Origin of the sequence: Kribbella sp. CA-293567 (assembly GCF_027627575.1) — a bacterium.
Classification (GTDB): domain Bacteria; phylum Actinomycetota; class Actinomycetes; order Propionibacteriales; family Kribbellaceae; genus Kribbella.
This window is the reverse complement of the sequence record NZ_CP114065.1, coordinates 4386028-4412955: the sequence shown is the minus strand read 5'-3', so window position 1 is coordinate 4412955 and position 26928 is coordinate 4386028. Positions and strand designations below refer to the sequence as shown.

Sequence of the window (26928 nt, the reverse complement as noted above, 5' to 3'; positions counted from 1 at the left end):
GTGCACCGACGAGTTGCTGGTGCCGCGACGAGCGGCCGCCCCGCAAGGGACTGCAGCAAACCGGCAGCAACAGATTCGGCGACGCGAACAGCAGTTGCTGCTCGTGTGACGTCTAGCAGCTACCGAACTCTCAACCCCGCGACAAGCAGCGCGACCATGCGCCGCGCGTCGTAGAACGGGGAGGTTTCGGCGCCGATGCACAGGTTGCCGACGGCACGCATCAGTTCCAGGGCGTTGATGTCGGAGCGGATCTCGTCCGCCGCGACGGCGGCGTCGAGCAGGTCGCTGCAGACCGGGACGAGTCGCTCGACGAAATACGCGTGCAGCGTCTGGAAGGCGGTGTCGTCGGACTGCAGTGCGCCGGCGAGGCCGTGTTTGGTGACCAGGAAGTCGACGAAGAGATCGATCCAGCTTGCCAGAGCAGCGTGCGGCGTAGCGGAGTCGGCCAAGAGAGCCGGCCCGGCCTCGGCGCACGCTTCGACCTGATGCCGGTAGACAGCGACGATGAGGTCGGCCCGGGTGGGGAAGTGCCGGTAGATCGTGCCCACTCCGACGCCGGCCTTCGCCGCGATGTCCCGCATGGGTGCGTCGACGCCCGAGGTGACGAAGGTCGCGGCGGCCGCGCTCAGCAACGTCTCCTCGTTGCGCCGGGCATCGGCCCGTTTTCGCGGCGAGGGCGTGCCTGATTCGCGGTCCTGATCGGCCACAGCCTCGATTCCTCCATCGCTCCACTTGGCAAACGGAACACCGTTCCGTATGTTGGTTAGCGGAACGAGGTTCCGCTTCTCTCCGATGATGCCAGATCAGGCGTACCGGAACCAACCCCGACGACGGAGGAACAGTCATGCAGTACCGCACTCTCGGTCGCACCGGTGTACAGGTCAGCACGCTCGTACTCGGCGCGATGAACTTCGGCCAGATCGGCCGCACCACCCAGGACGAGGCGACGGCCATCGTCGACGCCGCGCTGGAAGGCGGTATCAACCTGATCGACACGGCCGACATGTACAGCCAGGGGCAGTCCGAGGAGTTCGTCGGCAAGGCGATCGCCGGCCGCCGCGACGATCTCGTGCTGGCCACCAAGGCGACCATGCCGATGGGGGACGAGCGCAACCATCGGGGCAGTTCGCGCCGCTGGCTGGTCACCGAACTCGACAACAGCCTGCGCCGGCTCGGCGTCGACCACGTCGATCTCTACCAGATCCACCGCTGGGACCCGACGACCAGCGACGAGGAGACGCTCTCGGCGCTGACCGACCTGCAGCGCGCCGGGAAGATCCGGTACTTCGGAAGCTCGACGTTCCCGGCGTACCGGATCGTGCAGGCCGAGTGGGCCGCCCGAGAGCACCGCTTGAGCCGCTACGTCACCGAGCAGCCCAGCTACTCGATCCTGCAGCGTGGAGTCGAGACGCACGTCCTGCCCGTGACCGAGGAGTACGGACTCGGCGTACTGGCTTGGAGCCCGCTGGCTTCAGGCTGGCTGTCGGGCGCGGTTCGCGAGGGCCGGGAGATCGCTACCAATCGCTCCGGGGTGCTGCCGGAGCGTTTCGACCTGACTATCCCGTCCAACCGGGCGCGGCTCGACGCGGTGGAGCGGCTGGCGAAGCTGGCCGACCAGGCCGGCCTGACGCTGATCCAGCTCGCGCTCGGATTCGTCACCGCGCACCCCGCCGTCACCAGCGCCATCATCGGCCCGCGCACGCTGGACCACCTGCAGTCGCAGCTCGCTGCCGCCGACACCGTTCTGCCGGCCGACCTGCTCGACGCCATCGACGAGATCGTTGCCCCTGGCACCGACCTCGCTCCGCAGGAGAAGTTCGACGTACCGCCGGCCCTGCTCGACCCGGCACTGCGCCGGCGTCGCTGAGAGGAGTTTTATGTCCCGGACCGCAAGTTTCGGCATCCTGACCGCGCCGCAGCAGGTCGCGTACGACGACGTACTGCGGGTCTGGCGCGAGGCGGACGAGATCCCCGAGATCGAGCACGCGTGGTTGTTCGATCATCTGATGCCGATCGGCGGTGATCCGGACGGCCCGATCCTCGAAGGCTGGACGCTGCTGTCGGCACTGGCCGCCCAGACCCGGCGCCTGCGACTCGGGTTGCTGGTCACGAGCAACCGCATCCGGCCGCCGGCGTTGCTGGCCAAGATCGCTGCCACTGTCGACATCGTCTCCGGCGGGCGGCTGGACTTCGGGATCGGGGCGGGGTCGAGGCCCAGCGTTCCAATGGCCCGCCGCGAGTACGACGCGCACGGTCTGCCGTACCTCGACGCTGCCCAGGCGGTGGAGCGGCTGAGCGAGGCTTGTCTGGTCATCCGGCGGTTGTGGACCGAGACGGAGCCGTTCGACTTCCAGGGCAACCAGGTCAGCGTCACTGGCGCCTTCTGCAACCCGAAGCCCGTCCAGAAGCCCTCCCCGCCGATCATGATCGGCGGCCGGGCGGCCTCGACGCTGCGGGTGGTCGCCGAACATGCCGACATCTGGAACCACACGGGCGAGAACCTGGGCGACGCCATCGATCGCAGCGCCCTCCTCGACCGGTACTGCGCCGAGATCGGCCGAGACCCGGCGGCGATCATCCGCTCGATTCACCTGCCGGTCTCGTACGACGCTCCCGCGGCCACCCGGGAGGCGATCGCCAACGCGACCGATGCCGGTTTCCGGCATGTCGTCCTCAGTCTGCCGGCGCCTTATCCCTTCGGCGTCGCCAAGTGGGTGGCCGAGGAACTCATTCGGTAGTCGGCCGACCGCCTTCCAGGGAGAGGACGTTCGCCAGTCCGATCAGGACTGAAGGCCGGCCGAGATCAGCAAGAGCGGTGGCCGGCGGCGGTGGATCGACAGGTGCGGCTTTCTCCGCACCTGTTCCTCCGACGGCTGCGGCTCCTCGACCGCGGCCAGCTGAAAACGGTGCCGCCGCAGCGTCCCCACCATCGACGAAACGGTCCGGTGGTACTTCGTCACCTCGTCGACGAACCACTTTCGTTGCCGTGGGCCCTCATCCGCGTAGTCGTCCAGCCGGCCGTCAGCGGCCTCCAGCGGCGCCGTGACCACCGGGTGCTCGACCGAGAACACGAAGCGCCCACCAGGGGCCAGCCACCGGCTGATCCGGCCGACCAGTCCGTCGAAATCCTCCAGATAGTGCAGCACCAGACTGCTCACCGCGAGATCGAACGACTCCGGCGTGAGCTCCAGCGTGGCCAGGTCCGACTGCCGGTAACGAATCCGCGGATGCCGCACCGCGGTGGCCAGCATCGCCGCCGAGGCGTCCACGGCCAGAACGCCGACAGCGCCACCGACCGCCAGCCGTTGGGCGAGTCCGCCCTCACCACATCCAAGATCGAGCACCCGCAACCCGGCGGCCGGCGGGAGCAGCGCGGCCATCGCCGGAATCTCCAGCTCGTCGTTCAGCCCGAGTCCCTCCCTCCTCAGCCGCTGGTAGCCGGCCAGGAAGTCGGGATCGTCGTACAGGTCGGCGCCTTTCATCACAGCCACCGGGCCAGGTCGTCGACGTCGATCATCGGCAGTTCCCAGCGCAGTGCGAACTGCTCCAGGTCGACCGCGTCGGCCATCGCCCCGTCGGGCCGCATCACCTCGCAGCAAACCCCGACCGGGGCGAGGCCGGCCGCCGTACACAGGGCGACGGTTGCCTCGGTATGACCTTTCCGCTCGCTCAGCAGTCCCGGCCGGGCAGCCAGTGGGAACACATGGCCGGGACGCAGAAAGTCACCCGGTACGGCGTCGCTCGCGGCCAGCCGGCGAATCGTCGCGGCGCGATCCGCGGCACTCACCCCGGTTCCGGGCGACGAAGCCAGATCCACCGGAACATGCATCAGCGTCCCCTGCCGGTCTCCGGCGCCGGGCATCCGAGGAATCTCCAAGCGATCCAGCACCTCCGGAGCACACGGAACCGTCGTGTGACCGAACACCTGAGTGAGCAGGAAGGTCATCGACTGAGGCCGGAACCTCTCGGCCGCGAAAACGACATCTCCTTCGCCTTCCAAGGTGGGATCCCACACGACCACTCCACCGCCGTCGGCCAGTTGGGCGACCACCTTCTGTACTCCGGCCGGTCCGCTCAGGTGCCCCGCCCAGGGCAGCTTGGCGATCGCCTTCAGCAGGGCGGGGCCCTGACCGTCACGAGCCATCCGGGTCAAGAGATCGCTCTCCAGGTTGACCCGGTCGCCGGCAGCCAGGGTGGCCAGGTTGGTCCGCTGCAGCGTATGCGGAACCAGTACCAGCGAGAACCGGTCCTTGAGCACCTCGGCCACGGTCAGGCTGACCCCGTTCAGCGCCACCGAGGATTTCGCGACCAGCCGCGCCAGCAGCCGCTCACCCGGTTTGATCCAGACCCGCCGGCCGGCCGGTTCGTCATCGATCCGGAGCACCTTGCCGACCCCGTCGACGTGTCCCTGGACCAGGTGCCCGTCGATCCGGTCACCGGTCGCGAGCGGCAACTCGAAGTGGACCGAACTGCCGGCGGTGATCCGGTCCAGGGTGGTCCGGCGGCGGGTCTCGTCGGTGACGGTCGCCACCAGCTCACCGCGCTGCGCCGACTGCATCGTCAGCCGGACGCCGTCCAGACAGACGGCCCCGCCGACGGCCAGCCGGATGCCGGGATCGATCCTGACCCGGACGAAGTCCTCGCCGACCTCGGAAACGGTGGCGGAGTGCTCGATTCTTCCTGTGAACATGCGTTTGCTACCTCTGGTGACGAGATCAACCAGGGACCCAGCCGGATCCGAGCAGGAGCGGAGTATCACCGCGTGGCTCCGGCGGTTGCCGGATTACTCCGTCACAGCTACGGAGCTGATGGGCCGGGGATCGCTCCCCGCCGTCACACCTTGGAATCTCACCGGTACGCAGTAAAGCACAACGCGGGTCGAAGAGGGCCGCGTAGCCTGGCGGGTGTGGCGGAGCTTCGGGAGCAGTTGGTGGTGTGGCTGCGGAAGTGGCGTTGGTACCAGCGGAACGAGCTGCCGTGGAACCGCGGGCGGATCCACTGGGAACTGATGCGTCGCGGGGCGTTCGCTCGGTGGCCGCTGCACGGGAACGTCCTGGAGGCCTTGCGGGACGGGCGGCTCGAGGTCGGGGCCGAGGTGATGTTCGAGCCGAACGTGTGGATCACGATGGGCGACGAGGCCCGGGTGCGGATCGGGCCGGGGACCTTTCTCAACGTCGCGGTGATGGTCGCGGCGTTCGAGCTGGTCGAGATCGGATCGCACTGCATGCTGGCCAACGGCTGTTTCGTGACGGACGCCAACCACCGGTTCGACGACCCGAACCGCCCGGTGCCTTGGCAGGGGTTCGATTCCAAGGGCCCGACCCGGATCGGCGACAACGTCTGGCTGGGCGCGAACGTGGTCGTCACCAGCGGCGTGACGATCGGCGAGAGGTGCGTGATCGGCGCCAACAGCGTCGTCACCCAGGACATCCCGCCGTACTCCGTCGCCGCGGGCGCCCCGGCCAAGGTCCTCCGACCGATCACCTACCCGGACGCCGACGCGGGGTCGACGGCTACTCCGTGAGCACCTCCACCAGTCCGACTGTCGAGCGGGCGAACACCTCGGGTACGGCGATCATCTGGGAGAGGCTACGCGCGGCTGCGTTGGGTGGTGGCGATGCAAGCGAGTACGACGAGAGCGGTGACCAGTGCGAGCGGCGAGAGGTGCTCGCCCATCAGGAGGACTGCCCAGGCCAGGGTCATGAGGGGTTGGGCCAGTTGGAGTTGGCTGGCTTTGGGGACGCCGATGAGGGCCATGCCGCGGTACCACGCCATGAAGCCGCCGAATTGGGAGATGGCGGCGATGTACGCCATACCGGCTACTGCCTTGCTCGTCAGGTGCACCGGTTCGTGGGGGAGAGCCAGGGCGGCGACGGCGGCGGATACCGGGAGTGCGGCGACTACGCCCCAGGCGATGACCTGCCAGCCGGGGATGTGGGAGGCAAGGCGGCCGCCTTGGGCGTAGCCGGCCGCGCAGAGTAGTAGTGCGCCGAAAAGATAGGCGTCGCCGAGAGTCGGCAGGCCGTGGCTCTGTAGCAAGGTGAAGGCGGCGACGGCTGCCGCCCCGGCGCAGGCGGCTGCCCAGAAGACAGGGGATGGCCGTCGGCCGGTCAAGAACGCAGAGCAGACAGCAGTCGCCAGCGGCAGGATGCCGATCACTACGGCTGAGTGCGCGGTCGAGGAGGTCTGCAGTGCGAGTGTGGTCAGCAGCGGGAAGCCGATTACGCAGCCGCCGGCCACTGTGAGCAGACCTGGCCAGTGCTCGCGCCCAGGCACCGGCACCCGAGCCACGAACAGACAGATCGCGGCGAGAAGCCCAGCAAGCGACCCCCGTACGCCGGTCGACGTCCACGGCCCGAATCCGTCCAACGCCCAGACAGTCGCCGGGAAGCTGAGCGAGAAGGCGACGACTCCGAGCGTAGCGAGCAGCGTGCCGGTGCGCACTGTTATCGCGGTCGGGAGAGTAGCGCTATCTTGTGCTGTCATGAACGACAGTAGCAGTGTGGCGCGTCTGGTCGCGGCGTTGCGCGACGAGCTGGACCGCTACTCGGAAGGGGAGAAGATTCCGTCGAGCAGGGCGCTCATCACGCAGTACCAGGTCAGCCCGGTGACGGTCTCTCGGGCGATCGCTGCACTCGCTGCCGAAGGGCTGGTCAGCTCTCAGCCGGGCGCCGGCGTCTTCAAGGCAGCTGTACGCCGCAGAGCCGCTGCTGGCGATGTCTCCTGGCAAGAGGTCGCCTTGAGCGCCGACCCACCTCACTCCGCGCTAGATGTCGGTCCCCGTACTGCGGACGCGGCCGGAGTGCTCGCCACCCTCACCTCCCCGCCACCGGAGGTGATCGACCTCAATGGCGGCTACCTCAACGTAGTACTCCAACCAGAGCGCGCTCTTGCCGCTGCGCTGGCCAGGGCCGGTCGCAGGCCCGGCACCTGGTCGCGGCCGCCGGTTGAGGGAGTCACTGAGCTGCGGGAGTGGTTCGCACGCGACATCGGCGGACTGTCCGGTTCGCTGGACGCGTCCGACGTACTGATCACTGCGGGGGCCCAGAGCGCCTTGACTACAGCACTGCGTGCCCTGGCTGCGCCTGGGTCGCCAGTACTCGTGGAGTCGCCCACCTACCCCGGCATGCTCGCTGTCGCTCGTGCCGCCGGGCTGCGGCCTGTCCCAGTGCCGGTGGACGCTGACGGCGTACGGACAGACCTGCTGGAGGACGCCTTCGCCGCCACTCGTGCACGAGTCTTCGTCTGCCAGCCGCTCTTCCACAACCCGACAGCGACGGTGCTGTCGCCGCAGCGGCGTACTGAGGTGCGGGACATCGCCAGAGCAGCGGGGGCCTTCGTCATCGAAGACGACTTCGCTCGTCGGCTGGTTCACTCGGACACGCCGCCACTGCCGCAGGCGCTTGCGGCAGACGACCCGGACGGTGTTGTGGTCCATGTGCGGTCGCTGACCAAGGCGGCTTCTCCCAGCCTTCGCATCGGAGCCTTGACCGCTCGGGGTCCTGCCTTCGAGCGGCTACGCGCGATACAGGCCGTCGACAGCCTCTTCGTGCCCAGGCCGTTGCAGGAAACAGCACTTGAGTTGGTCGGCTCTCCAGCCTGGACCCGCCACCTCCGCAACCTCGCCGACGCGCTGCGCGACCGCCGTACGACGCTGCTGAAAGCCCTGAGCCAAACCCTGCCCGACCTGCTTCCGGCTACCACGCCCCGAGGCGGCTACCACCTCTGGCTACGGCTGCCCGACGGATCGAACGAACGAGCCATCGCTGCCAACGCCTTGCGCCACGGCGTCGCCGTCTCCTCCGGTACGCCGTACTTCACCGCCGAAGCGCCGGCCCCCTACCTCCGCCTGAGCTACGTCAGCACCCCCGGCACCACCCACCTGACCGAAGGCATCCACCGCCTCCACCAAGCTCTGACGTCACTGCAGGAACTCAGGCCTGAAGCAAGTGACCGACGTCGTTGAGCTGCACCAGTTGGTGGCTGAAGTTTCGTGGATCCTTGCGCAGGGTGGTGATGCTGCCGGACGCGCACGGGAACTGGACCCGGCCCGCCGCCTCGATCGGCATTCCGATCCACGCAGCGATCAGCAGCGTCACCGGACCGCCGTGGGTGACGACGATCTGGTCCTCCACCGGCGACTCCAGGATCCGCGCCAGCGCGCGATAGCAACGCTCAGCAAGCTGCATCCGCGTCTCCGCACCGGGGATTCCCTCGTCATGGCGAAGACGCTCACCCACGTCGGGAAGTGGAACGCTGCGCGCCCTGAGCCACTCCTTCGGCTTGCCCTCGGCCTCCCCGAACGATTTCTCACGCAAGTCCGGGTCGGTCGTGATGCTGGTGTTCGCGCGGGCCGCGACGACCTCCGCGGTACGCCGTGCGCGGGAGAGGTCCGAGGAGAAGATCTCGGGCTTCCTCCCGTCCAGGCGGTCGGCCAGAGCCCGCGCGATGGCGCCGGCCTGCCGAGTGCCGAGTTCGGTCAGGCCGGAATCGAACCAGCCTCCGACGAGTCCGTCCGTGTGGTGGCTCGCCTCCGGGTGGACGACGACGAAGATGTTCCTCATGCCGGAACTCCTTTCAGCCGGCGAAACGCCGGGAATCGGTGGCCGCGGGCTGGGTACCTGCCAGGCATGCACAGGAGCCGGGTGTCTACTTTTCTGATCGATGTGCCGACGGAGCAGGCGGGGGAGTCGGTGGCGTTCTGGTCGGCCGCGCTGGGGGTCGAGACGGAGGCCGAGGACGGGCAGCCGCAGTACACGGTGCTGAAGGATGCGTTGCCGGGGTTCGTCACCGCGATCCAGGCGGTCGACGACCAGCCGCGGTACCACTTCGACATCGAAACGGACGACGTCGCGGCCGAGGTCGCGCGGCTGGAAGCGCTCGGCGCCGTCGAAGTGTCGAGCTGGCAGGGGGGTCACACATTGCGGGCGCCGGGTGGGCATCTGGTCTGCGTGATCCCCGTCCACACCACGCCTGAGTACTTCGCCGGGCGCGCGAAGACCTGGCCGTAGATCGACCGCTCAAAGTAGTTCGTCGGCCCGTGAGGTCAGGTAGCGCTGTTCGGGCAGACTGAGAGTCCGGCGGGCCGCCAGCCGATAGGACTCACGGGCGGCGGCGAGGTCGCCGGAGAGCTCCAAGAGGTGCGCGCGGACGGCCTCCACGCGGTGATGACCCTTCAGCGCGAGCTCCGCGGCGGCCAGGCGCTGGAGCCCGTACTCCGGGCCGTGCACCATCGCGAGCGCGACGATGCGGTTGAGACTCACCATCGGGCCCGGAGTGAGCGTCTCCAGGAGTTCGTAGAGGACGAGGATCTGGCGCCAGTCGGTGTCCTCGGAGCGGGCCGCCTCCGCATGCACCGCGGCGATCGCGGCCTGGAGCTGGTACGGGCCGATCGGTGCCGTGCGCAACGTTGTCGTGACGAGTTCGGTGCCCTCGGCAATGAACGGTGCGAGCCAGCGCGACCGGTCCTGCTCGGGCAGCGGGATCAGCGCGCCGTCCGGGGAGGTCCGGGCGGGGCGGCGGGCGTCGGTCAGCAGCATGAGAGCGAGCAGCCCGGCGACCTCACCCTCGCCCGGCAGCTGCCCGGACAGTTGCCGGGTCAGCCGGATCGCCTCGGCGCTCAACTCGACCCGGTGCAGACTCTCGCCCGAACTCGCGGTGTAGCCCTCGTTGAAGATCAGGTAGAGCACCTGCAGTACCGCGGTCAGCCGCTCCGGCAGCTCGGCGGGCGGCGGCATCCGGAACTCCGCGCCGCTCGCCTTGATCGCCGCTTTGGCCCGGCTGATCCGTTGACCGATCGTCGACTCCGGCACCAGGAACGCCCGGGCGATCTCGCTGGTCGTCAGCCCGCCGACCGCCCGCAACGTCAACGCGGTCTGCGACGGGGGAGTGAGGGCGGGGTGGCAGCACAGGAACAACAACGTCAGCGAGTCGTCCACCGCAAGCGGCGCGGCCTCCGCCGGTTCAAGGCCGGCGACTGCCTCTTCGCGTCGCTGCCGGGATGCCTCGTTGCGCAGCATCTCGATGCGCCGCCGGGACGCGACGGTGATCAGCCAGCCACGCGGGTTGTCCGGTACGCCGTCGGCCGGCCACTGCTGCGAGGCGGCCAGCAAGGCTTCCTGTACTGCGTCCTCGCAGGCGTCGAACCCGCCGTACCGGCGTACGAGCGGGCCGACGAGTTGCGGCGCCAACTCACGCAGCAGTTGCTCGACCGATGGCATCAGCTGAAGGAGCTCAGATCCCGGACCGGCCGCACCTCGACGATGCTGAACGGCGCCTCCGGGATCTGCGGCACGATCTCGAGCGCGCGGTCCATGCTGTCGCAGTCCAGCAGGTAGAAGCCGGCCAGCTGTTCCTTCACCTCGGCGAACGGACCGTCCGTCGTCATCGGCCGGCCGTCGCGGAACACCACCTGTTTGGTGCTCCCCGGATCGCCGAGCGACTCCGAAGCGACGAGTTCGCCACTGGCCTCGAGCGCGTCGTTCAGTGCGGTGTAGCCGGTCATCGACTCGGACTTCTGTTCGGCCGACAGCCCGTCCCACACTTTCCGGGACTCGGGATTGGCATAGATCAGCACCAGGAACTTCACGGCGTCTCCCCTCGACGGAACTCCGGCCAGCCTAGAACCGGCAGGGTGCGCGGCCGGTGATCTCGATCAGGTCACCTTCGGGTCACCGGTCCGCAAAGGACGTAGCCCTGCCGTTGTGAATGCGTTCACCTGATCAGGGAAGAACCAGGGCTGCCCCGGTGTGGCCCGGGCGAAACCTGGTGGGGTGCCCAAGTACAGTAACGACCGGGACAGGGGCGCCGTCGACGGTCGCCCAATTCGCAGAGCTGGGGGAGGATCGCGTGCCGGAACTGGAAGTGTCCGACCGGGTGCTGACGATCCCGAACGCCCTCAGTTTCGTCCGGCTGCTCGGCGTTCCGCTCTTCCTCTGGCTGATCCTCGGCCCGCAGGAGGACGGCTGGGCCATCCTGGTGCTGATGATCTCCGGCTTCACCGACTGGGCCGACGGCCAGATCGCCCGCCGGATGAACCAGACCACCCGGCTCGGCCAGATGCTCGACCCGGTCGCCGACCGGCTCTACATCTTCGCCACCGTGCTCGGCCTGGCGTTGCGCGACATCATCCCGTGGTGGCTGGCGATCGCGCTGCCGTTGCGGGACCTGCTGCTCACCTTCACGCTGCCCGCGCTGCACCGGCGCGGCTTCAACGCGCTGCCGGTGCACTTCCTCGGCAAGTCCGCGACCTTCTGCCTGCTGTACGCGTTCCCGCTGCTGCTGCTCGGTGACGGCGACAGCACGCTCAACCTGCTGGCCCGCGTCTTCGGCTGGGCCTTCGCGATCTGGGGCACTGCTCTGTACTACTGGGCCGGCGCTCTGTACTTCGTCCAGCTGCGCCACCTGATCCAGACCGTGAAGCCGATCAGCGACCCGGCGGGGTAACTCGTGACCCAGTCTTCACCCGGCCAGTCCCCAGCCGGCCAGGCGCCACCCGGGCAGCGGCGCGTCGACGCCTCGATGTCACTGCTGAACAACCTGATGGCGCACCCCCTGGACGAGGGGTACGCCGTCGCGGCCCGGTCCCGGCCGCCGCAGGGTGACAAACCCAACAAGTCGCGGCACCGGATCATCCTCGTGATCGCGCTGCTCCTGCTGGGTTTCCTGCTCGCCGTGGCCGCATCGCAGAACTACCGCAGCGCCCCCGAGGCCGAAAAGCAGCGCAAAGAGCTGATCACCCGGATCAACCAGGCCGACGACCGGCTGAACGACCTGCGCGGCAACCAGATCAAGCTCGCCGGCGAAGTCCGCGGCCTGCAGGCCAGCGGGCTGAGCAACACCAGTGACGGCGCCGCGCTGCAGCAGAAGCTGGACGACCTGGAACTGGAAGTCGGTGCCGTCGCGGTCACCGGCCAGGGGCTGAAGGCGGTCGTCGACGACGCCAAGGACTCCGACGACAAACAGGGCCGGTTGCTCGACGTCGATCTGCAGCAGCTGGTCAACGGTCTGTGGACGGCCGGCGCCGAGGCCATCTCGGTGAACGGCCACCGGCTCACCACGCTGACCGCGATCCGGGGTGCGGGCAGTGCCATCACGGTCGACTACAGTTCGCTGACCCCGCCGTACACGGTGCTGGCGATCGGGGACACCGCGACCATGCCGGCCCGGTTCGCGCAGAGCTCGGGCGGCCAGTGGGTGCAGTACCTGGTCTCCAACTTCCAGGTCCGGATGACGATCACGACGGAGGATTCCTTGCTGGTGCCAGCCGATGCCACCATCGCGCTGCGGTACGCGAAGGTGGGCCCGAGATGATCGCCGTCCTCGGCCTGGTGATCGGCGTCGTCGTCGGTCTGCTGGTCGCGCCCGACGTGCCCGACTGGGCCCAGCCGTACCTGCCGATCGCGGTGGTCGCGGCGCTGGACGCCGTCTTCGGCGCCCTGCGCGCGTTCCTGGACGGCATCTTCGACGACAAGGTGTTCGTGGTCTCGTTCGTCTCGAACGTGCTGATCGCGGCCCTGATCGTCTATCTCGGCGACCAGCTCGGGGTCGGCTCGCAGCTGTCCACCGGCGTGGTGGTCGTGCTCGGCATCCGGATCTTCACCAACATGGCCGCGATCCGCCGCCACGTCTTCAGGGCCTGAGATGGCAGCACCAGACGACCCGGTGACGCCGGAGCCCGAGCACCCCGCCGAGCCGACCCCGATGCCCAAACCGAAGACGCCGAACCTGGCCCTGCGGCGGCTGAAGGCCGGCTTCAAGCCGTCGCGTGGCCAGGCGATCGTGGCCGTCGTACTGGCGCTGGTCGCCTGTATGGCGGTCGTCCAGGTCCGGGTGAACCGGGCCGACGACGGCTACCAGAACGCCCGCCGCGAGGACCTGATCGCGATCCTGGACGGCCTGGGACAGAACACCCGCCGGCTGGAGACCGAGATCACCGAGCTGGAGGCGCGCAAGAACACGTTGGCCTCCAGTGCGGACAAGGCGCAGACCGCGCGGCAGCAGGCCGAGCAGCAGGTGCGCGTGCTCGGCATCCTGGCCGGCACGCTGCCCGCCCAGGGCCCCGGCGTACGGATCACCCTGAACGACCCGGACGCCAAGATGCAGTCCAGCAACCTGCTGGACGCGATCGAGGAGCTGCGGGACGCGGGCGCCGAGGCGATCCAGATCAACGGCCAGGTCCGGGTGGTGGCCAGTACCGACCTGGTCGACGACGCTCCCGGGGTCAAGATCGACGGCGAGAAGGTGCAGTCGCCGTACGTGATCGAGGCGATCGGCGAGTCGCACAACCTGGCCGAGGCGGCCAACTTCCCCGGTGGTCTGATCAGCGAGGTGACCGGGCCACAGATCGGCGGCACCGCCGAGGTGACCGAGTTGTCGGTGGTTCAGATCACCGCCTTGCACGCGCCGGAGGAGCATCGCTACGCTCGCCCGGCGCCCAGCCCGACCAAGTAACTTTCCGCAGTTTCCGACAATGCAGTGTCCTAGAAATGATGGAGGGACCGAGGTGTACCCCGAAGACCTGAAGTACACGGCCGAGCACGAGTGGGTGAAGGCCGGCGAGGGTTCGGCGCGGGTCGGTATCACCGACTTCGCGCAGGACGCGCTCGGCGACATCGTGTACGTGCAGCTGCCGGAGGTCGGGACCGCGGTCCGGGCCGGCGACTCCTGTGGTGAGCTGGAGTCCACCAAGAGCGTCAGCGACCTGTTCGCGCCGCTCAACGGCACCGTCCGGGCCGTCAACGAGGCGCTGGCCGACCAGCCCGACCTGGTCAACACCGACCCGTACGGCGAGGGCTGGCTGCTCGACATCGAGGTCGAGGACGACGAGGAGATCGAGGCGTTGATGGACGCCGACACGTACAAGGGTCAGCTCGACCCGAGCTAGTGCGCCGACGCAACTTCTGACACGGCGCACTACCTGGTAGGTTCTGTCGGACCTCAACCGCCGGTCGAGGGTTGGGGCCACAGTCCACACTGTCATCACGGGGTCAACGAGAACGTCGCCGGACCACCGGCGATCGGGAGGATCACAGCATGCCGTTCTGCAACCAGTGCGGGCACGAGAACTCCGAGGGCAGCAGGTTCTGCTCGCAGTGCGGAACGATGCTCCCTGGCGCGGACCGTCCGGTGACCGCCCCCGGCGTGACCGACACCGCGATGCTCGCACCGATCAGCATCGAGCCCGAGACCGAGCGTTTCGACTCCGGTGATCAGCTGTCCGCCGAGGACGAGGCCGCCGTCGGCGCGCTACCGACCGGATCGGCGCTGCTGATCGTGCAGCGTGGCCCGAACGCGGGCAGCAGGTTCCTGCTCGACGTGGACGTCGTCACGGCCGGCCGGCACCCGGACAGCGACATCTTCCTGGACGACGTCACCGTCTCCCGCCGGCACGCGGAGTTCCGCCGCGACCCGCAGGGCGTCAAGGTCCGCGACGTCGGCAGCCTGAACGGTACGTACGTCAACCGTGACCGGATCGACGAGCTGCAGCTGTCGAACGGCGACGAGGTCCAGATCGGCAAGTACCGACTGGTCTACTACGCCAGTGGTCAGGCCTGACCCAGCGGTCGGAGACCCCGACCGGGGTGCCGCGGCGGGGGACGAAGCGACTCCGGTTGGGGGCAGCAGCATCGGTGAGGTGCTGCAGCTCCTGCAGGCCGAGTTCGCCGACGTCACCATCTCCAAGATCCGCTTCCTCGAGGCGGAGGGGCTGGTGACGCCGGCCAGGACCGCGTCGGGGTACCGGAAGTTCAGTGCCGGCGACATCGAGCGGCTCCGCTACGTCCTGACCGCCCAGCGGGACCAGTACCTGCCGCTCAAGGTGATCAAGGACCATCTCGGCGCGATGGACCGCGGGTTGCGTCCGCCCGCGCCGGGTGGCCGTCCCGCCGCGCCCGACCGGTTGCCCCAGCCGGCCGGTCTGCCGGACGCCGAGGACTTCTCGACGTACGGGACCGAGCTGAAGCTGACCCGGGGCGAGCTGTGCGAGGCGGCCGGGATCGCGCCGGAGCTGCTCGAGCAACTGGAGAGCCACAACCTGGTCGTGGCCCGCGGCAAGCACTACGACGGCGACGCGATCCTGATCGCCAAGGCGGCGGCGGAGTTCGCGCAGTACGGGATCGAGCCGCGGCACCTGCGGCCGTTCCGGGCGGCCGCCGATCGCGAGGTCGGGCTGATCGAGCAGGTCGTGCAGCCGCGGCGGGACGACAAGACGCTGGAGCTGGCCGCGCTGGCGGTCCGGTTGCATGCGGCACTGGTTCGCTCCCGGCTCGGTCGCTGACCGGTACTCCGGTCCGCCGCCGCGTAACCAAGGGGCCGTCGCCGGGCGGGGGCGACCCCGCCGGGGCAGCCCCGGTCCGGCCCGCAGAGTAGGCTGAAGCCGTGCGCGAAGTCGACGTGGTCGGAGTCCGGGTTGAGATGCCCTCGAGTCAGCCGATCGTGCTGCTCCGGGAGGTCGGCGGCGAGCGGTACCTGCCGATCTGGATCGGTGCGGCCGAGGCGAGCGCGATCGCGTTCGCCCAGCAGGGGATGGAACCACCTCGTCCACTGACCCACGACCTGTTCGCGGAGACCATCCGGGTGCTCGGCCACACCCTCAGCCAGGTCCGGATCGTGAACCTGACCGACGGTGTCTTCGAGGCGATCCTGGTCTTCGACGACAAGACCGAGATCTCCGCCCGCCCGTCGGACTCGATCGCGCTGGCCCTGCGCACCGGTACGCCGGTGTTCTGCACCGAGGAGATCCTGGCCGAGGCCGGCATCCCGGTCCCCGACAGCGAGAACGAGGACGACGAGGTGGTCGAGGAGGAAGAGGTCGAGCGCTTCCGCGAGTTCCTCGACCAGGTCACCCCCGAGGATTTCGACAAAAGCTGACCGGCGGCCCGGACGACCGGTTTGGGCGGTGCTGGTACAAGGGCGGACAGGTAACGATTCGTCACGGAACCGCGACACGCATCGTGCTCGGGGCGGCAGTCGTTGACCCGGCCTGAGCGGCGGCTTACCTTGAAGGAGTCGTGGGGCCTTGTAACTCCACGGATGTGATCCGTTCCAGTCGGTACCCAGGGAGGCTCAGGCGTGACACGCACCGGCGACACTGATCTGACGGCGCAGTCGACGTCCGAAGCACACGCCGAGGCGGCCGCCAGCGCCGGCGTTCAGGGTCTGCTCTTCGACGACGACCTGTCGCCGATGCCCGACGACGTCGGTTTCCGCGGCCCGACCGCGTGCGCCGCGGCCGGCATCACCTACCGTCAGCTCGACTACTGGGCCCGCACCGGACTGGTCTCGCCGTCCGTGCGCCCGGCCACCGGCTCCGGCACCCAGCGGCTGTACGGCTTCCGCGACGTGCTGTTGCTGAAAGTGATCAAGCGGCTGCTCGACGCGGGCATCTCGCTGCAGCAGATCCGCAGCGCCATCGCCCACCTCAGCCAACGTGGAATCGATGACCTGACCCAGATCACGCTGATGAGCGACGGCGCCTCGGTCTACATGTGCACCTCGCCGGACGAGGTGATCGATCTGCTGGCCGGCGGCCAGGGCGTCTTCGGGATCGCCCTCGGCGGCGTCTGGCGCGAGGTCGAGGGATCGCTGTCCGAGCTGCCGACCGAGCGTCTCGACGGCCACGACGACGAGTCCGGCTCACATGCCAACGACGAGCTCGCTGCCCGCCGCCGGGCCAGGATGACCGGCTGAGGTAGTCTTTTCCCAGCCGCACACAGCACTCGGGAGAGTCTCGTCCCGCTGTTTGGTCGGGCGCCGAAGGGGCAATTCCTCCCCGGAACCTCTCAGGCCCATGGACCGAGTGCCTTAGGCGACTCTGAAGCGTGCGTGCGTGACAGAGGGGGAGGCCACCGGCAATAGTCAGCAACGGAGCCTCTTCAATGACTGATCACACCCCCCAGGTGTCGGCCGTGTTCGCCGATCGCCACATCGGGCCCCGCCCGGACGAGATCGCCCGGATGGTCGAGACCCTCGGGTACGCCGACGTCGACGCGCTGGTGGACGCCGCCGTGCCCGCGTCGATCCGGTCGGCCGAGCCGCTCCGGCTGCCCGAGCCGGCCTCCGAGGTCGACGCGCTGACCGAGCTGCGGCAGCTCGCCGCCCGCAACAACGTCGCCACCTCGATGATCGGTCAGGGCTACTACGGCACGTTCACCCCGTCGGTGATCGTCCGCCGCCTGGTCGAGAACCCGGCCTGGTACACCGCCTACACGCCGTACCAGCCGGAGATCTCCCAGGGCCGGCTCGAAGCGCTGCTGAACTTCCAGACCGTCGTCTCCGACCTGACCGGGCTGCCGACCGCGAACGCGTCGCTGCTCGACGAGGGCACGGCCGCGGCCGAGGCGATGACGCTGGCACTGCGCTCGAACCGCAAGAGCAAGAGCAACCGCTTCCTGATCGACGCCGACACCTTCGCCCAGACGATCGCCGTCGTCGAGACCCGCGCGGAGGCGCTCGGCATCGAGGTCGTGGTCGCCGACACCACCGCCGGTCTGCCGGACGGAGACTTCTTCGGCGTCCTGGTCCAGTACCCCGGCTCCGGTGGCGCCGTCCGTGACCTCAAGCCGCTGATCGCCGCGGCGCACGAGCGCGAGACTCTCGTCGCGGTCGCCTCCGACCTGCTCGCCCTGACGCTGCTCGAGGCGCCCGGCGAGGCCGGCGCCGACATCGTGATCGGCTCCTCGCAGCGCTTCGGCGTCCCGCTCTTCTACGGCGGTCCGCACGCGGGCTTCATGTCGGTCCGCGCCGGCCTGGAGCGCTCGCTGCCCGGCCGCCTGGTGGGCGTCTCGGTCGACGCGGACGGCGCACCGGCGTACCGGCTGGCGCTGCAGACCCGTGAGCAGCACATCCGTCGCGAGAAGGCGACGTCCAACATCTGTACCGCGCAGGTGCTGCTCGCCGTCGTCGCTTCGATGTACGCCGTCTACCACGGTCCCGAGGGGCTGAAGGCGATCGCCGACCGCGTGCACCGCAACGCCGACAGCCTCGCCGCCTCGCTGCGCGCCGGTGGCGTCGAGGTCGTGCACGACCAGTTCTTCGACACCGTGCTCGCGCGCGTCCCGGGCCGCGCGGCGGACGTGGTGGACAACGCCCGTCAAAACGGCATCTGGCTGCGTCAGGTCGACGCGGACCACGTCGGCATCTCCTGCGACGAGAAGACCGACGCCTCCGCGCTGGTCGGTGTCTGCGGCTCCTTCGGTGTCACGTACGACGCGACGCTGGCCGGTCGCAACCTGACCGAGGCGGTCACCCGGACCTCGGAGTACCTGACCCACCCGGTCTTCAACACGCACCGGTCCGAGACCGCGATGCTGCGCTACCTGCGCAAGCTGTCGGACTACGACTACGCGCTCGACCGCGGCATGATCCCGCTCGGCTCCTGCACGATGAAGCTGAACGCGACCACCGAGATGGAAGCCGTCACCTGGCCCGAGTTCGCCGACATGCACCCGCTGGCGCCGATCGAGGACGCGGCCGGCTACGTGAAGCTGATCGGTCAGCTGGAGCGCTGGCTGGCCGAGGTGACCGGCTACGCGAAGGTCTCGATCCAGCCGAACGCCGGTTCACAGGGCGAGCTGGCCGGTCTGCTGGCAATCCGCGGCTATCACCGGGCCCAGGGCAACGAAAGCCGCAACGTCTGCCTGATCCCGGCCAGCGCGCACGGTACCAACGCGGCCTCCGCGGTGATGGCCGGTATGAAGGTAATCGTCGTCAAGGGCAACGACGACGGCACGATCGACCTGGAAGACCTGCGGAGCAAGGCCTCCGAGCACTCGGAGAAGCTGGCCGCGATCATGATCACCTACCCGTCCACGCACGGCGTGTACGAGGAGAGCGTGACCGAGGTCTGCCAGATCGTCCACGACCACGGCGGTCAGGTGTACGTCGACGGCGCCAACCTGAACGCGCTGCTCGGGCTGGCCAAGCCCGGCGAGTTCGGTGGCGACGTCAGCCACCTGAACCTGCACAAGACCTTCTGCATCCCGCACGGCGGCGGAGGCCCGGGGGTCGGCCCGGTCGCCGTTGCCGAGCACCTGGCGCCGTACCTGCCGAACCACCCGCTGCTCGGCCAGGCCGGCCCGGAGTCGGGGGTCGGTCCGATCAGCGCGGCGCCGTTCGGTTCGGCCGGCGTACTGGCGATCTCGTGGGCCTACATCCGGATGATGGGCGCCGAGGGACTGACGTCGGCGACCAAGGCCGCCGTACTGACCGCGAACTACGTGGCGAAGCGGCTCGAGAACGCCTTCCCGGTGCTCTACACCGGCGAGAACGGGCTGGTCGCGCACGAGTGCATCCTGGATCTGCGGCCGATGACCAAGGAGACCGGCATCACCGTCGACGACGTCGCGAAGCGGCTGGTCGACTACGGCTTCCACGCGCCGACGATGTCCTTCCCGGTCGCCGGGACGCTGATGGTGGAGCCGACGGAATCCGAAGATCTCGGCGAACTGGATCGTTTCTGCGACGCGATGATCGCGATCAAGCACGAGATCGACCGGGTCGCGGCGGGGGAGTGGCCGGCCGGCGACAACCCGCTGGTCAACGCGCCGCACACGGCGTCCTCGGTGATCAACGACAAGTGGGAGCACGCCTACACCCGCGAGGAGGCGGCGTTCCCGCAGTCGGTCGACCGCACCACGAAGTACTGGCCGCCGGTCCGCCGGATCGACGGCGCGTACGGCGACCGCAACCTGATCTGCTCCTGCCCTTCCCCGGAGGACTTTGAGTGAGCTTGCGGCCTGACACCGCTGCAGCGTTGTACGCCGACGTTGCAGCGGCCCAGAGTGAGTGGAAGTTGCCCTCGATCAACGCCGGCGTGCTGCAGGACGGCAAGCTGGCGTGGACCGGGTCGCGGGGCAGGATCGCTGATGGGCAAGGGCTGGCGCCCGGTCCGGACGTGCAGTACCGGATCGGGTCGATCACCAAGACGCTGACCGCAGTACTGATCATGCAGTGCCGTGACGACGGGTTGCTCTCACTGAACGATGCCGTGGGCAAGCACCTGCCAGGGGTCGCGTTCGGCGACCTGACGATCCGGCAGCTGCTGGCGCATTCTGGCGGCATGAACGCCGAGCCCGCGGGCGCCTGGTGGGAGCGCAATCCCGGGGTATCCTTCGAGACGCTGACCGCGGCGATGGACGAGTCGCAGGCGGCCGGCAAACCCGACCGCCGGCACCACTACTCCAACCTCGGCTACGCGCTCCTCGGCGAGATCGCGTCCCGCCTGCGCGGCGCCGCCTGGATGGAACTGGTCGCCGCACGCATCCTCGACCCGCTGGAGATGCGCCGTACGACGTACTTCCCGGTGCGCCCCGCCGCCCAGGGCTTCTCGGTGCACCCGTTCAGCGGCCGGCTCTCGCCGGAACCGGCGTACGACGCGGGCGCGATGGCACCGGCCGGCCAGCTGTGGAGCACGATCGAGGACCTCGCGAAGTACGCCGCGTTCTGGATCGACCCCGGCTACGAGGTCCTGAGCCGCGACACGGTCGACGAAATGGCCGCCCCCACCGCCGCGGACCCCCGCGAAGCCCTGGCCGCGTCGTACGGGCTCGGCCTGCGCCTCCACGCCGACGACCCCCACCTCTTCATCGGCCACACCGGCTCCATGCCCGGCTTCCTGGCCGGCCTCTTCGTCGACCGCGCCCGCCGAATCGGCGCCGTCACCCTCGGCAATGCGACGTACGGCAAATGCGCCTCCGTCCCCCTGGACCTGATGCGCACCCTCGCGTCGTACGAACCACCGCTTCCGGTGGAGTGGGAGCCCGAGCCCGAGCTCGCCCAGGGCGAGGAACTGCTGGGGCATTGGTACTGGGGCAACACCCCACTGACGATGTCGGTCTCCGGTGGCGCCCTCCTGCTCTCCGGCGCAATGACCTCCCGCTTCACCCCACTCGGGCCTGACGTGTACCGCGGGCGCGACGGCTATTTTGCGGGGGAGAAGCTGCGGGTGGTGCGCGAGGGCGAGACAATCAAGCACTTGGACTTGGCCACGTTCACCCTGACGCGAACGCCGTACGGTAACTGACCCTGTAATGCATCCTGTCCCAACTCGATTTGTCATACGAGTAGCACCAGGGCGCGAAATTCTGAGTAACCCGACTCCGAATCGATCGTTACAGTCCGTATGAGCTGCGCCACTATGAGTTATAGCGCTTACTCGCAGCGCCTCAGCCCAGCTGAGACAACAGATCTTCAGCTAGTTGCCGGTTGCGGGATGGAACGAGTGGCGCAATGATCTACCGTCTGCAGACGATCGTCGCGCTGTCAGGGGATGTTCTTACGGGGGGCAAGGCCGGGCGGCGACGTCGGCCTCTGCGGTTGTTCCTGCCCGACGATCTCGGCGCCACCGCACAGAGAGACGTCCAGAACAGTCGATGACCGAGGTACTGATAAGCCCCCGCTTGATGGAAGGGCTTCGCTGGCGGCGGGGTTGGCCGGACTACCCAGAATGGGTCGAACAGCTCGGAGAGTATCGACAGCGTCTCGAAGACGCTTGGTCCGATGACACCCTCCATGAGAGTTTCAGGACTCCTCCCGGTGAGAGCGCCCCGGGATCTCGAGGTCAATGCGGAGTCAGTTCGGCCTGGTTGGCAAGTGTTCTGATCGACAGGAACATTCAGGGTGTCACTTATTGCTATGGCGACGTCTTCACGACGGGGTTCCGCAAGAAGGTCGCACTGGCGCTGCACTGCTGGATCGAAATCGAGATCACCCAGGCCGGCCATCGATTGATCGTGGATCTGACCGGCGACCAGTCGGAGATCCTGCGAGACCATCAGGTGCTGTACGGATGGCACAAGCAACTGCCTGCCAAGAATCGCGTCAAGTACGTCGCCCAGAAGCGGCTGACGCCAGAGGAACTGAAGCAGGACCCGGTACAGCGCCGGCTCGCCCTGCTGTTGGACAACTTGAGCAACAAGAGTGATGCGGCGCGGCCACAGCGATCCCTTGGCTCCGCGAGTACCATCACCTATGGGCCCTTGGAGCCCAATGCGAGACAGGAGGCGGGAGCTTGTGCGCCCTTGCCGTCAGCACGGATCCAACTGCCCACCAGCACACCGGAACGCGGTCGCCGCTCTCGCTGGAAGCCTGTCGCTCAGGCGATACCGCTTTCGCTGAGTTGGTTGCCCGGTCGGCGGAGAAGCACGGTGTCGGCCGACGCGCGCTGACTGTCCGGACATTGCTGCACCTGCCACGCGTCGCCGGTCGGGACGGGCAGCTCATTCTCCGGCAACTCAACGCGGAGTTGCGCAACTGCGCTGTCGATCTGCGGGCGGATCATGCAGAGGTTCAGGATCTTCTGCCGCTCGACGGCTACGCCCTGCAGGACCTGCGATTCGTCTCGTACGACGATGTCGGCGCGGCTCGGATCTTCGGGCGTCTGCATTACCTGCGAAGCGCTCGCCGAGGCTCGAGGAGCTACGCGTTGGTGGACCCTCGGCATGGTCTGCCGGTGACCCTGTGCAGCGTTTCTCCGCTCGACTGGGGCCGGGTCGGTAGGCAGTTGTCGAAGCAGTTCGGAGTACCGGCCGATCGAGCCTGGGACGTGTCGCGCGTCTATTCGTTCGACGTCGCACCCGGTAATGCCATCTCGTACCTACTCGGCAAGGTACGGAAGTCGCTGCATCAGGCCGAGCCTGATGCCGAATTACTGACCACCGCGGTCGACCCGAATCTCGGCTTCACCGGATCGAGCTACCGGGCCGCGAACTGGCAGCGTTGGATGACGATCAGCCCTCGGCCGTACATCTACCTGGATCGTCGGTACATCAGTCCCCGCAAACTGCGGGAGGACTACGACACTGCGAACGTAAGTATGGTGCGGGCGCTTTCCGGGGCCGTCGTCGAACAGAGTCGCGTCAAGTTGCTGGACTCAGCAATCTTCTGCAGCAGGCTGAAGGGAGAGACGGAGTCTGTGCCGCTCGACGAGCAGCGAAGACTCCGTCGTTGACCTGACCGCCGCCTCAGCTTGCGAAGCTGACCGTGAAGCTGTAGACGCCGAGGCCGAAGATGACGATCACAGTCATCAGGAGAAGGAAGAGGATCTGCTTCCAGAACCCGTAGAGGACGATGGCCAGGGTTCCGATCAGAATCAGTACCAGAGCTTGGTTCTCAGTCATCGTGATCACTCACTTCCAGGGCTGGCCGGCGAACTGGTCTTGCATTCTTGGCGGTGTGCGATAGATTAAATCCGGCACCGCCGTGACTAGCTTTGATCTCAGTGAACAACAAGGCAATTGGGTGTCAATCGTGTTTATTGGCACCGGCCGATCTGCCGAATGGCAGGATTTGCTGCCAATTGGCAGGCGGGAGCAAGCCGCACATCGCGCTGATGCCAAAATGGCAGCTCAGCGGGTGTTGTGGTTGCGCAGTTTTCGTTCGATGCGCTCGCGGTCCGGCATCGTGGTCGAATGTTTGTGATCTTCGGCCGCGCAGGCCATCGCCGCGGTGGTCCAGGCGGCGACCTTCTCACTGAGTTCACCCTCGTCGATCAACTTGGCGGCCAAAGCCGCGCAGAAGGCGTCGCGAGTGATCGACGATTCCTTGAAAGGCGAGGAAACGGTCGGCAGGCGCTGGATGTCCGGGGTGATCCTGGAGTAGATCAGACCGCCGCCGTTGCCGAGCAGGCAGACCGTGCCCACCCCGAGCCTGAGCAGATCCTCGCCGATGCGATGCGGATCGAATCGGTCGTGACCCTGGGAACCGTAACGAGCGATCTCCCAGGTGTGTGCGACCAGGAAGTCGATCTGGGACAAGGCCTGGCGCGAAACGAGACCGTCGGAGTACGGCTGACCCGGTGTGACGATCACCGTGGGCCTTTGCTGCGAGTCCGGATGAGCCAGATCGACTGCCCGTTGGAAGGTCTCGCGTGGAATCTCGAAACTCAGCAGGACAGTGTCGCAGTCGGAGATCTGGTGACCGAGCAGGTCGACATCGCGTACGCCGAGGCTGATCACTTTGTCGTTGCGCCAAAAGGCCGCAATGCTGTCTCCGAGTGGTAGTTCGAAAACGCCGGTGACCGGCGTACGGGCACCGCGGACGATCTTCAGTAACGACGTGTCGACGTTCTCGGTGCGGAGATATTCGACGATCTCCTGGCCGAAGCTGTCGTCGCCCAGAGCGGCGATGAGGCTGACCCTCAGTCCCAGCCTCGCGGCGGCAACAGCCTGGCTCACGCCCTTGCCGCCCGGAGTCATAAGGCATTGGTCTGCGCGGGTGGAGGTCTCGTGCTGCGGTATGACATTGGTTCGGAAGATGACATCCATTACTGCTCCGCCGATGACGATCACTCGCCCCGCCGGCGAGAGTTGTGCGTTGCGCGAGGTTTTCGCGGCGTCCGCGATCGTCGGCACGACGATCTGTTGATCGCCGGGGTTGAGGAGTTGCCGGGCCAGTTGACGTAGTACCTCGGTTTCGAGGGTTCCGCGCAGCGTCCGGTCGCTGGGTGCGTGGTGGGTCGGGAGTCCCATCGCCAGGTGCAAAGTCCGCCAATTTCTCAGCAGAGTGGATCGGCGGCGTCCGAGTGAGTCGGCGCGCAGGGCCTGGGTGACGCGGTTGTCCAGGCCGTACAGGGAATAGGCATCCTCCAGTACCCCGAGGCCCAGGATCGCGTCGGCGACGATCTGGTGGGTTCCGTCGGTGGTGTCGCGGACGCATTGGGCCACCACCTGCAGGGCGGCGAGGGCTGGGTCGATGTCCTGCAGGGCGGCGAAGTTCTGGACCAAGGGCAGCCTGAGGAGCGGTGCTACGTCGCTTTTCCTGGTGGTGGTCTGTAGTCGTTCCAGGACCAAGCCGTCACGCGCCCGGAGCTTTTCAAGCGCATGAGTCAGCACGACGGCATCGGACGAATCCAATTCTTCGCGGTTGGCCATGCGCCCCCCGGCGGTGCTGTTCGAGTCGTCCTCAGTATCGCCACTGAGGCGATTTCGTGCAGCCGCTCCCGGAGTGGCGGCGGCCGGCAGCGGTATCGACGGAGCTGGTGAGGAGTCGGGTGGTTCAGCGCAGGGCTGCTACCCAGTGGGCGGCTTGTTTGGCGTTTTGCAGGCGGCGTTCGTAGGTGGCGCCTACGGTCAGGAGGATCAGGCCGGCGGTGGCGAGGGTGGTCCAGCGGGGGATCAGAGGGGCTACTTCGAGGAACTGCCAGAGGGCGATTTTGAGGAGGACGGCGGCGCCGATGAGGAAGGGGGCCTGGAGGGAGAGGCGGGTGCCTAGGAGGATTGTGGTGAGGGCGGCGGCTACTACGAAGGTGGTGCGGAGGTGGTCGTCGTTGCTGTTAGCAAGCAGTGTTGAGGGGACCAGGCCGAGGAGGAGGCCGGGGGCCAGGTAGACCCAGCTGGGGTGGGTGCGCCATCCGTAGGTGCCGATGGCCAGCAGGGCGGCGGCGGGTGGGAGGGTGAACCATTCGATGGTGGTGGCGCCGGTGCCCAGGGCGAACGCTGTGTTGGCGGTGATCAGCAGGGCGGCGGCGAAGAGGAGTGCTTCGCGGCGTTCGGGACGCATGCCGTAGGCAACTAGTGGGGCGGCGGTGATGGTGAGGACGATGCCGGTGAGGGTGGCGGTGTTGTCCAGCAGGGCGGTGAACTCGGCGAGGGCGGCTGCGGCGGTGGCGCAGCTGAGCAGGGTGCGTTCGAGGGGTGGGTTGGTGATGAGGCAGGCCGCGGCGATCGACAGGGCGGCGATGACGGCGAGGACGATGGCGCCGGTCCTTGGGGTGAAGAGGCCGTCGTAGGTGGCGAGGACGGCGGCGAGTTGGGCTGTGAGGCTTGCGGTCAGGGCGGCGGGGGTCGGCTGCAGTTGTTTGCGCCAGACGGCGATCAGGGCGAGAGCGGAGACGATCGCTGAGATCAGGGCGAGCTGGACGAGGTCCTCGGTCATTGCACAGAACATGAAGTTGACCAAGGCAACGACGCTGGTCGCGGTCCAAGCCGCCGCCCCCCGTACGCCGGTCCGCTTGGCCATCAGCAGCACGATGAGGGCAAGCGCGGTGGCGAGGCCGGTGTCCAGCCACCGGCCGGCTGTGGGGAGTTGTGGCAGACAAGTTGCCACGGCCAGAGCGGCGGCCGCCGTACAGGCGGATTCGGCGAAAGTGGGCGGCAGTGCGCGGGGGAGCGGGGTCTTGCGGAGAAGCGCGATGCCGGTGATGGCGGCGAGGCAGAGGACCGCGGTGGTGGCGAGGACGGGGAAGAGAGCTGTCGGGGAGTTGTTCAGGAAGTCGCTGATGGCCGGGCGGGTTCGGATTGAGTAGTGAGCGACCAGGCTGAGGAAGATGCGGACGCAGCCGATGAACATCAGCGCCCAGAAGACCAGGGCGGCGCAGGTGGCGCCGGTGAGGCGGACCGCCTTGGTGCCCTTAACCGACCAGAGCAGCGTGATCGTGACCTGGATGAGCAGGCCCAGCAGAAAAGCTGCGAGGGGCAAGCGGTCGGCCAGCAGGAATGGCAACGGGAGCTGGCCGATGACGACGGCGGCGACACCGTAGGTGATCACCGTGGGAGCGATGCGTGACATCAGGAGGTTGGTCGCGGCAACTATCGCGGCGGCGACGCCGAAGTAGGTGAGACCGTCGACGGTGTCGGAGGAGATCAGGCCGAGGGCGCGGGCGCCGTACAGGTCGACGGTGAGCAGGCCGGTGCCGAGGATGGCGAGCGCCTCGGCCGTGCCGGTCAGCTTGTGGCGGGCCGCGGGGATCGAACTGATCAGGGAGATCGTCGCGAGGGTGGCGATGATGGCGGCCTGGATCGGGACCGGGAGGCTGTCCCAGGTGACGGCGAGGAAGGTGACGCCGGCGGCGAGCAGGAGCAGGACACCGAGGCTCAGAAGTGTTGCCTGCGGGCTCAACTGGCGGCGGGGGCGCTTGATCTTCGGAGGACCCGGAACGCGGGCTGGTGGATGGATCCGTGGCGGTGGCGGCACGGCGCGTGATGGCGCGGC

The 26928-nt window shown here is 67.9% G+C and carries 28 protein-coding genes and 1 riboswitch; of the genes, 18 read left to right on the top strand and 10 right to left on the bottom strand.

Annotation, left to right across the window (positions count from 1 at the left end; translation table 11 throughout):
- Positions 1-119: 119 nt before the first annotated feature.
- Positions 120-707 carry a TetR/AcrR family transcriptional regulator gene (locus OX958_RS20230; protein ID WP_270130530.1) on the bottom strand — a complete coding sequence of 196 codons (588 nt, stop codon included), beginning with the start codon at positions 705-707 and terminating at the stop codon, positions 120-122.
- 137 nt (positions 708-844) lie between these two features.
- On the opposite strand from OX958_RS20230, the gene OX958_RS20225 reads away from it, so the two are divergent.
- Positions 845-1867: an aldo/keto reductase gene (locus OX958_RS20225; protein ID WP_270130528.1), complete on the top strand. Its 1023-nt coding sequence runs from the start codon at positions 845-847 to the stop codon at positions 1865-1867.
- A 10-nt stretch (positions 1868-1877) separates the two neighbouring features.
- Positions 1878-2738 carry an LLM class flavin-dependent oxidoreductase gene (locus OX958_RS20220; RefSeq protein ID WP_270130526.1) on the top strand — a complete coding sequence of 287 codons (861 nt, stop codon included), beginning with the start codon at positions 1878-1880 and terminating at the stop codon, positions 2736-2738.
- A gap of 42 nt (positions 2739-2780) precedes the next feature.
- Here OX958_RS20220 and OX958_RS20215 read toward each other — a convergent pair whose 3' ends face one another.
- Together OX958_RS20215 and OX958_RS20210 are read right to left on the bottom strand one after the other, a co-directional pair.
- Positions 2781-3482 (bottom strand): class I SAM-dependent methyltransferase, encoded by a 702-nt coding sequence (locus OX958_RS20215; RefSeq protein ID WP_270139109.1) that lies wholly within the window; start codon positions 3480-3482, stop codon positions 2781-2783.
- Positions 3482-4690: a riboflavin synthase gene (locus OX958_RS20210; RefSeq protein ID WP_270130524.1), complete on the bottom strand. Its 1209-nt coding sequence runs from the start codon at positions 4688-4690 to the stop codon at positions 3482-3484. The genes OX958_RS20215 and OX958_RS20210 overlap by 1 nt, the downstream gene beginning before the upstream one ends.
- A 216-nt stretch (positions 4691-4906) precedes the next feature.
- Between OX958_RS20210 and OX958_RS20205 the strand changes: the two genes are divergently transcribed.
- Positions 4907-5524: an acyltransferase gene (locus tag OX958_RS20205; RefSeq protein ID WP_270130523.1), complete on the top strand. Its 618-nt coding sequence runs from the start codon at positions 4907-4909 to the stop codon at positions 5522-5524.
- A gap of 65 nt (positions 5525-5589) precedes the next feature.
- Here OX958_RS20205 and OX958_RS20200 read toward each other — a convergent pair whose 3' ends face one another.
- Complete coding sequence (locus tag OX958_RS20200) at positions 5590-6486, bottom strand: DMT family transporter (RefSeq protein WP_270130522.1); 897 nt, start codon at positions 6484-6486, stop codon at positions 5590-5592.
- Between OX958_RS20200 and OX958_RS20195 the strand changes: the two genes are divergently transcribed.
- Positions 6485-7966, top strand: coding sequence for an aminotransferase-like domain-containing protein (locus OX958_RS20195; RefSeq protein WP_270130521.1), 1482 nt, complete (start codon positions 6485-6487; stop codon positions 7964-7966). The genes OX958_RS20200 and OX958_RS20195 overlap by 2 nt on opposite strands.
- Here the strand turns inward: OX958_RS20195 and OX958_RS20190 are convergent.
- A complete protein-coding gene (locus OX958_RS20190; RefSeq protein WP_270130520.1) occupies positions 7935-8564 on the bottom strand; it encodes a histidine phosphatase family protein in 630 nt (209 codons plus the stop codon). The two genes, OX958_RS20195 and OX958_RS20190, sit on opposite strands and share 32 nt — an antisense overlap.
- Before the next feature lie 81 nt (positions 8565-8645).
- On the opposite strand from OX958_RS20190, the gene OX958_RS20185 reads away from it, so the two are divergent.
- Complete coding sequence (locus OX958_RS20185; RefSeq protein WP_270130519.1) at positions 8646-9011, top strand: VOC family protein; 366 nt, start codon at positions 8646-8648, stop codon at positions 9009-9011.
- Positions 9012-9020: 9 nt separating this feature from the next.
- Here the strand turns inward: OX958_RS20185 and OX958_RS20180 are convergent, their stop codons facing one another.
- Both OX958_RS20180 and OX958_RS20175 read right to left on the bottom strand, forming a co-directional pair.
- Positions 9021-10220: an RNA polymerase sigma factor gene (locus tag OX958_RS20180; protein ID WP_270130518.1), complete on the bottom strand. Its 1200-nt coding sequence runs from the start codon at positions 10218-10220 to the stop codon at positions 9021-9023.
- Positions 10220-10588, bottom strand: coding sequence for a YciI family protein (locus OX958_RS20175; RefSeq protein ID WP_270130517.1), 369 nt, complete (start codon positions 10586-10588; stop codon positions 10220-10222). Before OX958_RS20175 ends, OX958_RS20180 begins: the two co-directional genes overlap by 1 nt.
- 260 nt (positions 10589-10848) lie before the next feature.
- Between OX958_RS20175 and OX958_RS20170 the strand changes: the two genes are divergently transcribed.
- The 13 genes from OX958_RS20170 (at position 10849) to OX958_RS20110 (ending at position 22948) form a co-directional block, all read left to right on the top strand.
- Positions 10849-11445: a CDP-alcohol phosphatidyltransferase family protein gene (locus OX958_RS20170; protein ID WP_270130516.1), complete on the top strand. Its 597-nt coding sequence runs from the start codon at positions 10849-10851 to the stop codon at positions 11443-11445.
- Positions 11446-11448: 3 nt separating this feature from the next.
- The gene (locus OX958_RS20165) at positions 11449-12312 is read left to right on the top strand and encodes a DUF881 domain-containing protein (protein WP_270130515.1); all 864 of its coding nucleotides are present in this window, start codon (positions 11449-11451) and stop codon (positions 12310-12312) included.
- A complete protein-coding gene (locus OX958_RS20160) occupies positions 12309-12641 on the top strand; it encodes a small basic family protein (protein WP_270130514.1) in 333 nt (110 codons plus the stop codon). The genes OX958_RS20165 and OX958_RS20160 overlap by 4 nt, the downstream gene beginning before the upstream one ends.
- A gap of 1 nt (position 12642) precedes the next feature.
- A complete protein-coding gene (locus OX958_RS20155) occupies positions 12643-13452 on the top strand; it encodes a DUF881 domain-containing protein (RefSeq protein WP_270130513.1) in 810 nt (269 codons plus the stop codon).
- A 52-nt stretch (positions 13453-13504) separates the two neighbouring features.
- Entirely contained in the window at positions 13505-13885 is a 381-nt protein-coding gene (gcvH, locus tag OX958_RS20150) for a glycine cleavage system protein GcvH (protein ID WP_270130512.1), read from the top strand.
- A gap of 149 nt (positions 13886-14034) precedes the next feature.
- The gene (locus tag OX958_RS20145; RefSeq protein WP_270130511.1) at positions 14035-14556 is read left to right on the top strand and encodes an FHA domain-containing protein; all 522 of its coding nucleotides are present in this window, start codon (positions 14035-14037) and stop codon (positions 14554-14556) included.
- 79 nt (positions 14557-14635) lie between these two features.
- Positions 14636-15277, top strand: coding sequence for a transcriptional regulator FtsR (ftsR, locus tag OX958_RS20140; RefSeq protein ID WP_270130510.1), 642 nt, complete (start codon positions 14636-14638; stop codon positions 15275-15277).
- Positions 15278-15378: 101 nt separating this feature from the next.
- Positions 15379-15870: a bifunctional nuclease family protein gene (locus tag OX958_RS20135; RefSeq protein WP_270130509.1), complete on the top strand. Its 492-nt coding sequence runs from the start codon at positions 15379-15381 to the stop codon at positions 15868-15870.
- A 201-nt stretch (positions 15871-16071) separates the two neighbouring features.
- Positions 16072-16689, top strand: coding sequence for a MerR family transcriptional regulator (locus OX958_RS20130; RefSeq protein WP_442913208.1), 618 nt, complete (start codon positions 16072-16074; stop codon positions 16687-16689).
- 20 nt (positions 16690-16709) lie between these two features.
- A riboswitch (glycine riboswitch) is annotated at positions 16710-16807 on the top strand.
- A 70-nt stretch (positions 16808-16877) separates the two neighbouring features.
- On the top strand, positions 16878-19727 hold the full coding sequence (gene gcvP, locus OX958_RS20125) for an aminomethyl-transferring glycine dehydrogenase (RefSeq protein WP_270130508.1): 2850 nt from the start codon (positions 16878-16880) through the stop codon (positions 19725-19727).
- Positions 19724-21022: a serine hydrolase domain-containing protein gene (locus tag OX958_RS20120; protein ID WP_270130507.1), complete on the top strand. Its 1299-nt coding sequence runs from the start codon at positions 19724-19726 to the stop codon at positions 21020-21022. Before gcvP ends, OX958_RS20120 begins: the two co-directional genes overlap by 4 nt.
- Positions 21023-21371: 349 nt before the next feature.
- Entirely contained in the window at positions 21372-22166 is a 795-nt protein-coding gene (locus OX958_RS20115) for a hypothetical protein (RefSeq protein WP_270130505.1), read from the top strand.
- Positions 22167-22177: 11 nt separating this feature from the next.
- Entirely contained in the window at positions 22178-22948 is a 771-nt protein-coding gene (locus tag OX958_RS20110; RefSeq protein WP_270130504.1) for a Mom family adenine methylcarbamoylation protein, read from the top strand.
- A 13-nt stretch (positions 22949-22961) separates the two neighbouring features.
- Here OX958_RS20110 and OX958_RS20105 read toward each other — a convergent pair whose 3' ends face one another.
- The 3 genes from OX958_RS20105 to OX958_RS20095 form a co-directional block, all read right to left on the bottom strand.
- On the bottom strand, positions 22962-23117 hold the full coding sequence (locus tag OX958_RS20105) for a hypothetical protein (RefSeq protein WP_270130503.1): 156 nt from the start codon (positions 23115-23117) through the stop codon (positions 22962-22964).
- 228 nt (positions 23118-23345) lie between these two features.
- Entirely contained in the window at positions 23346-24869 is a 1524-nt protein-coding gene (locus tag OX958_RS20100) for a PfkB family carbohydrate kinase (RefSeq protein WP_270130502.1), read from the bottom strand.
- Between the two features lie 124 nt (positions 24870-24993).
- On the bottom strand, positions 24994-26835 hold the full coding sequence (locus OX958_RS20095; protein ID WP_270130501.1) for an SCO7613 C-terminal domain-containing membrane protein: 1842 nt from the start codon (positions 26833-26835) through the stop codon (positions 24994-24996).
- Between the last annotated feature and the right edge of the window lie 93 nt (positions 26836-26928).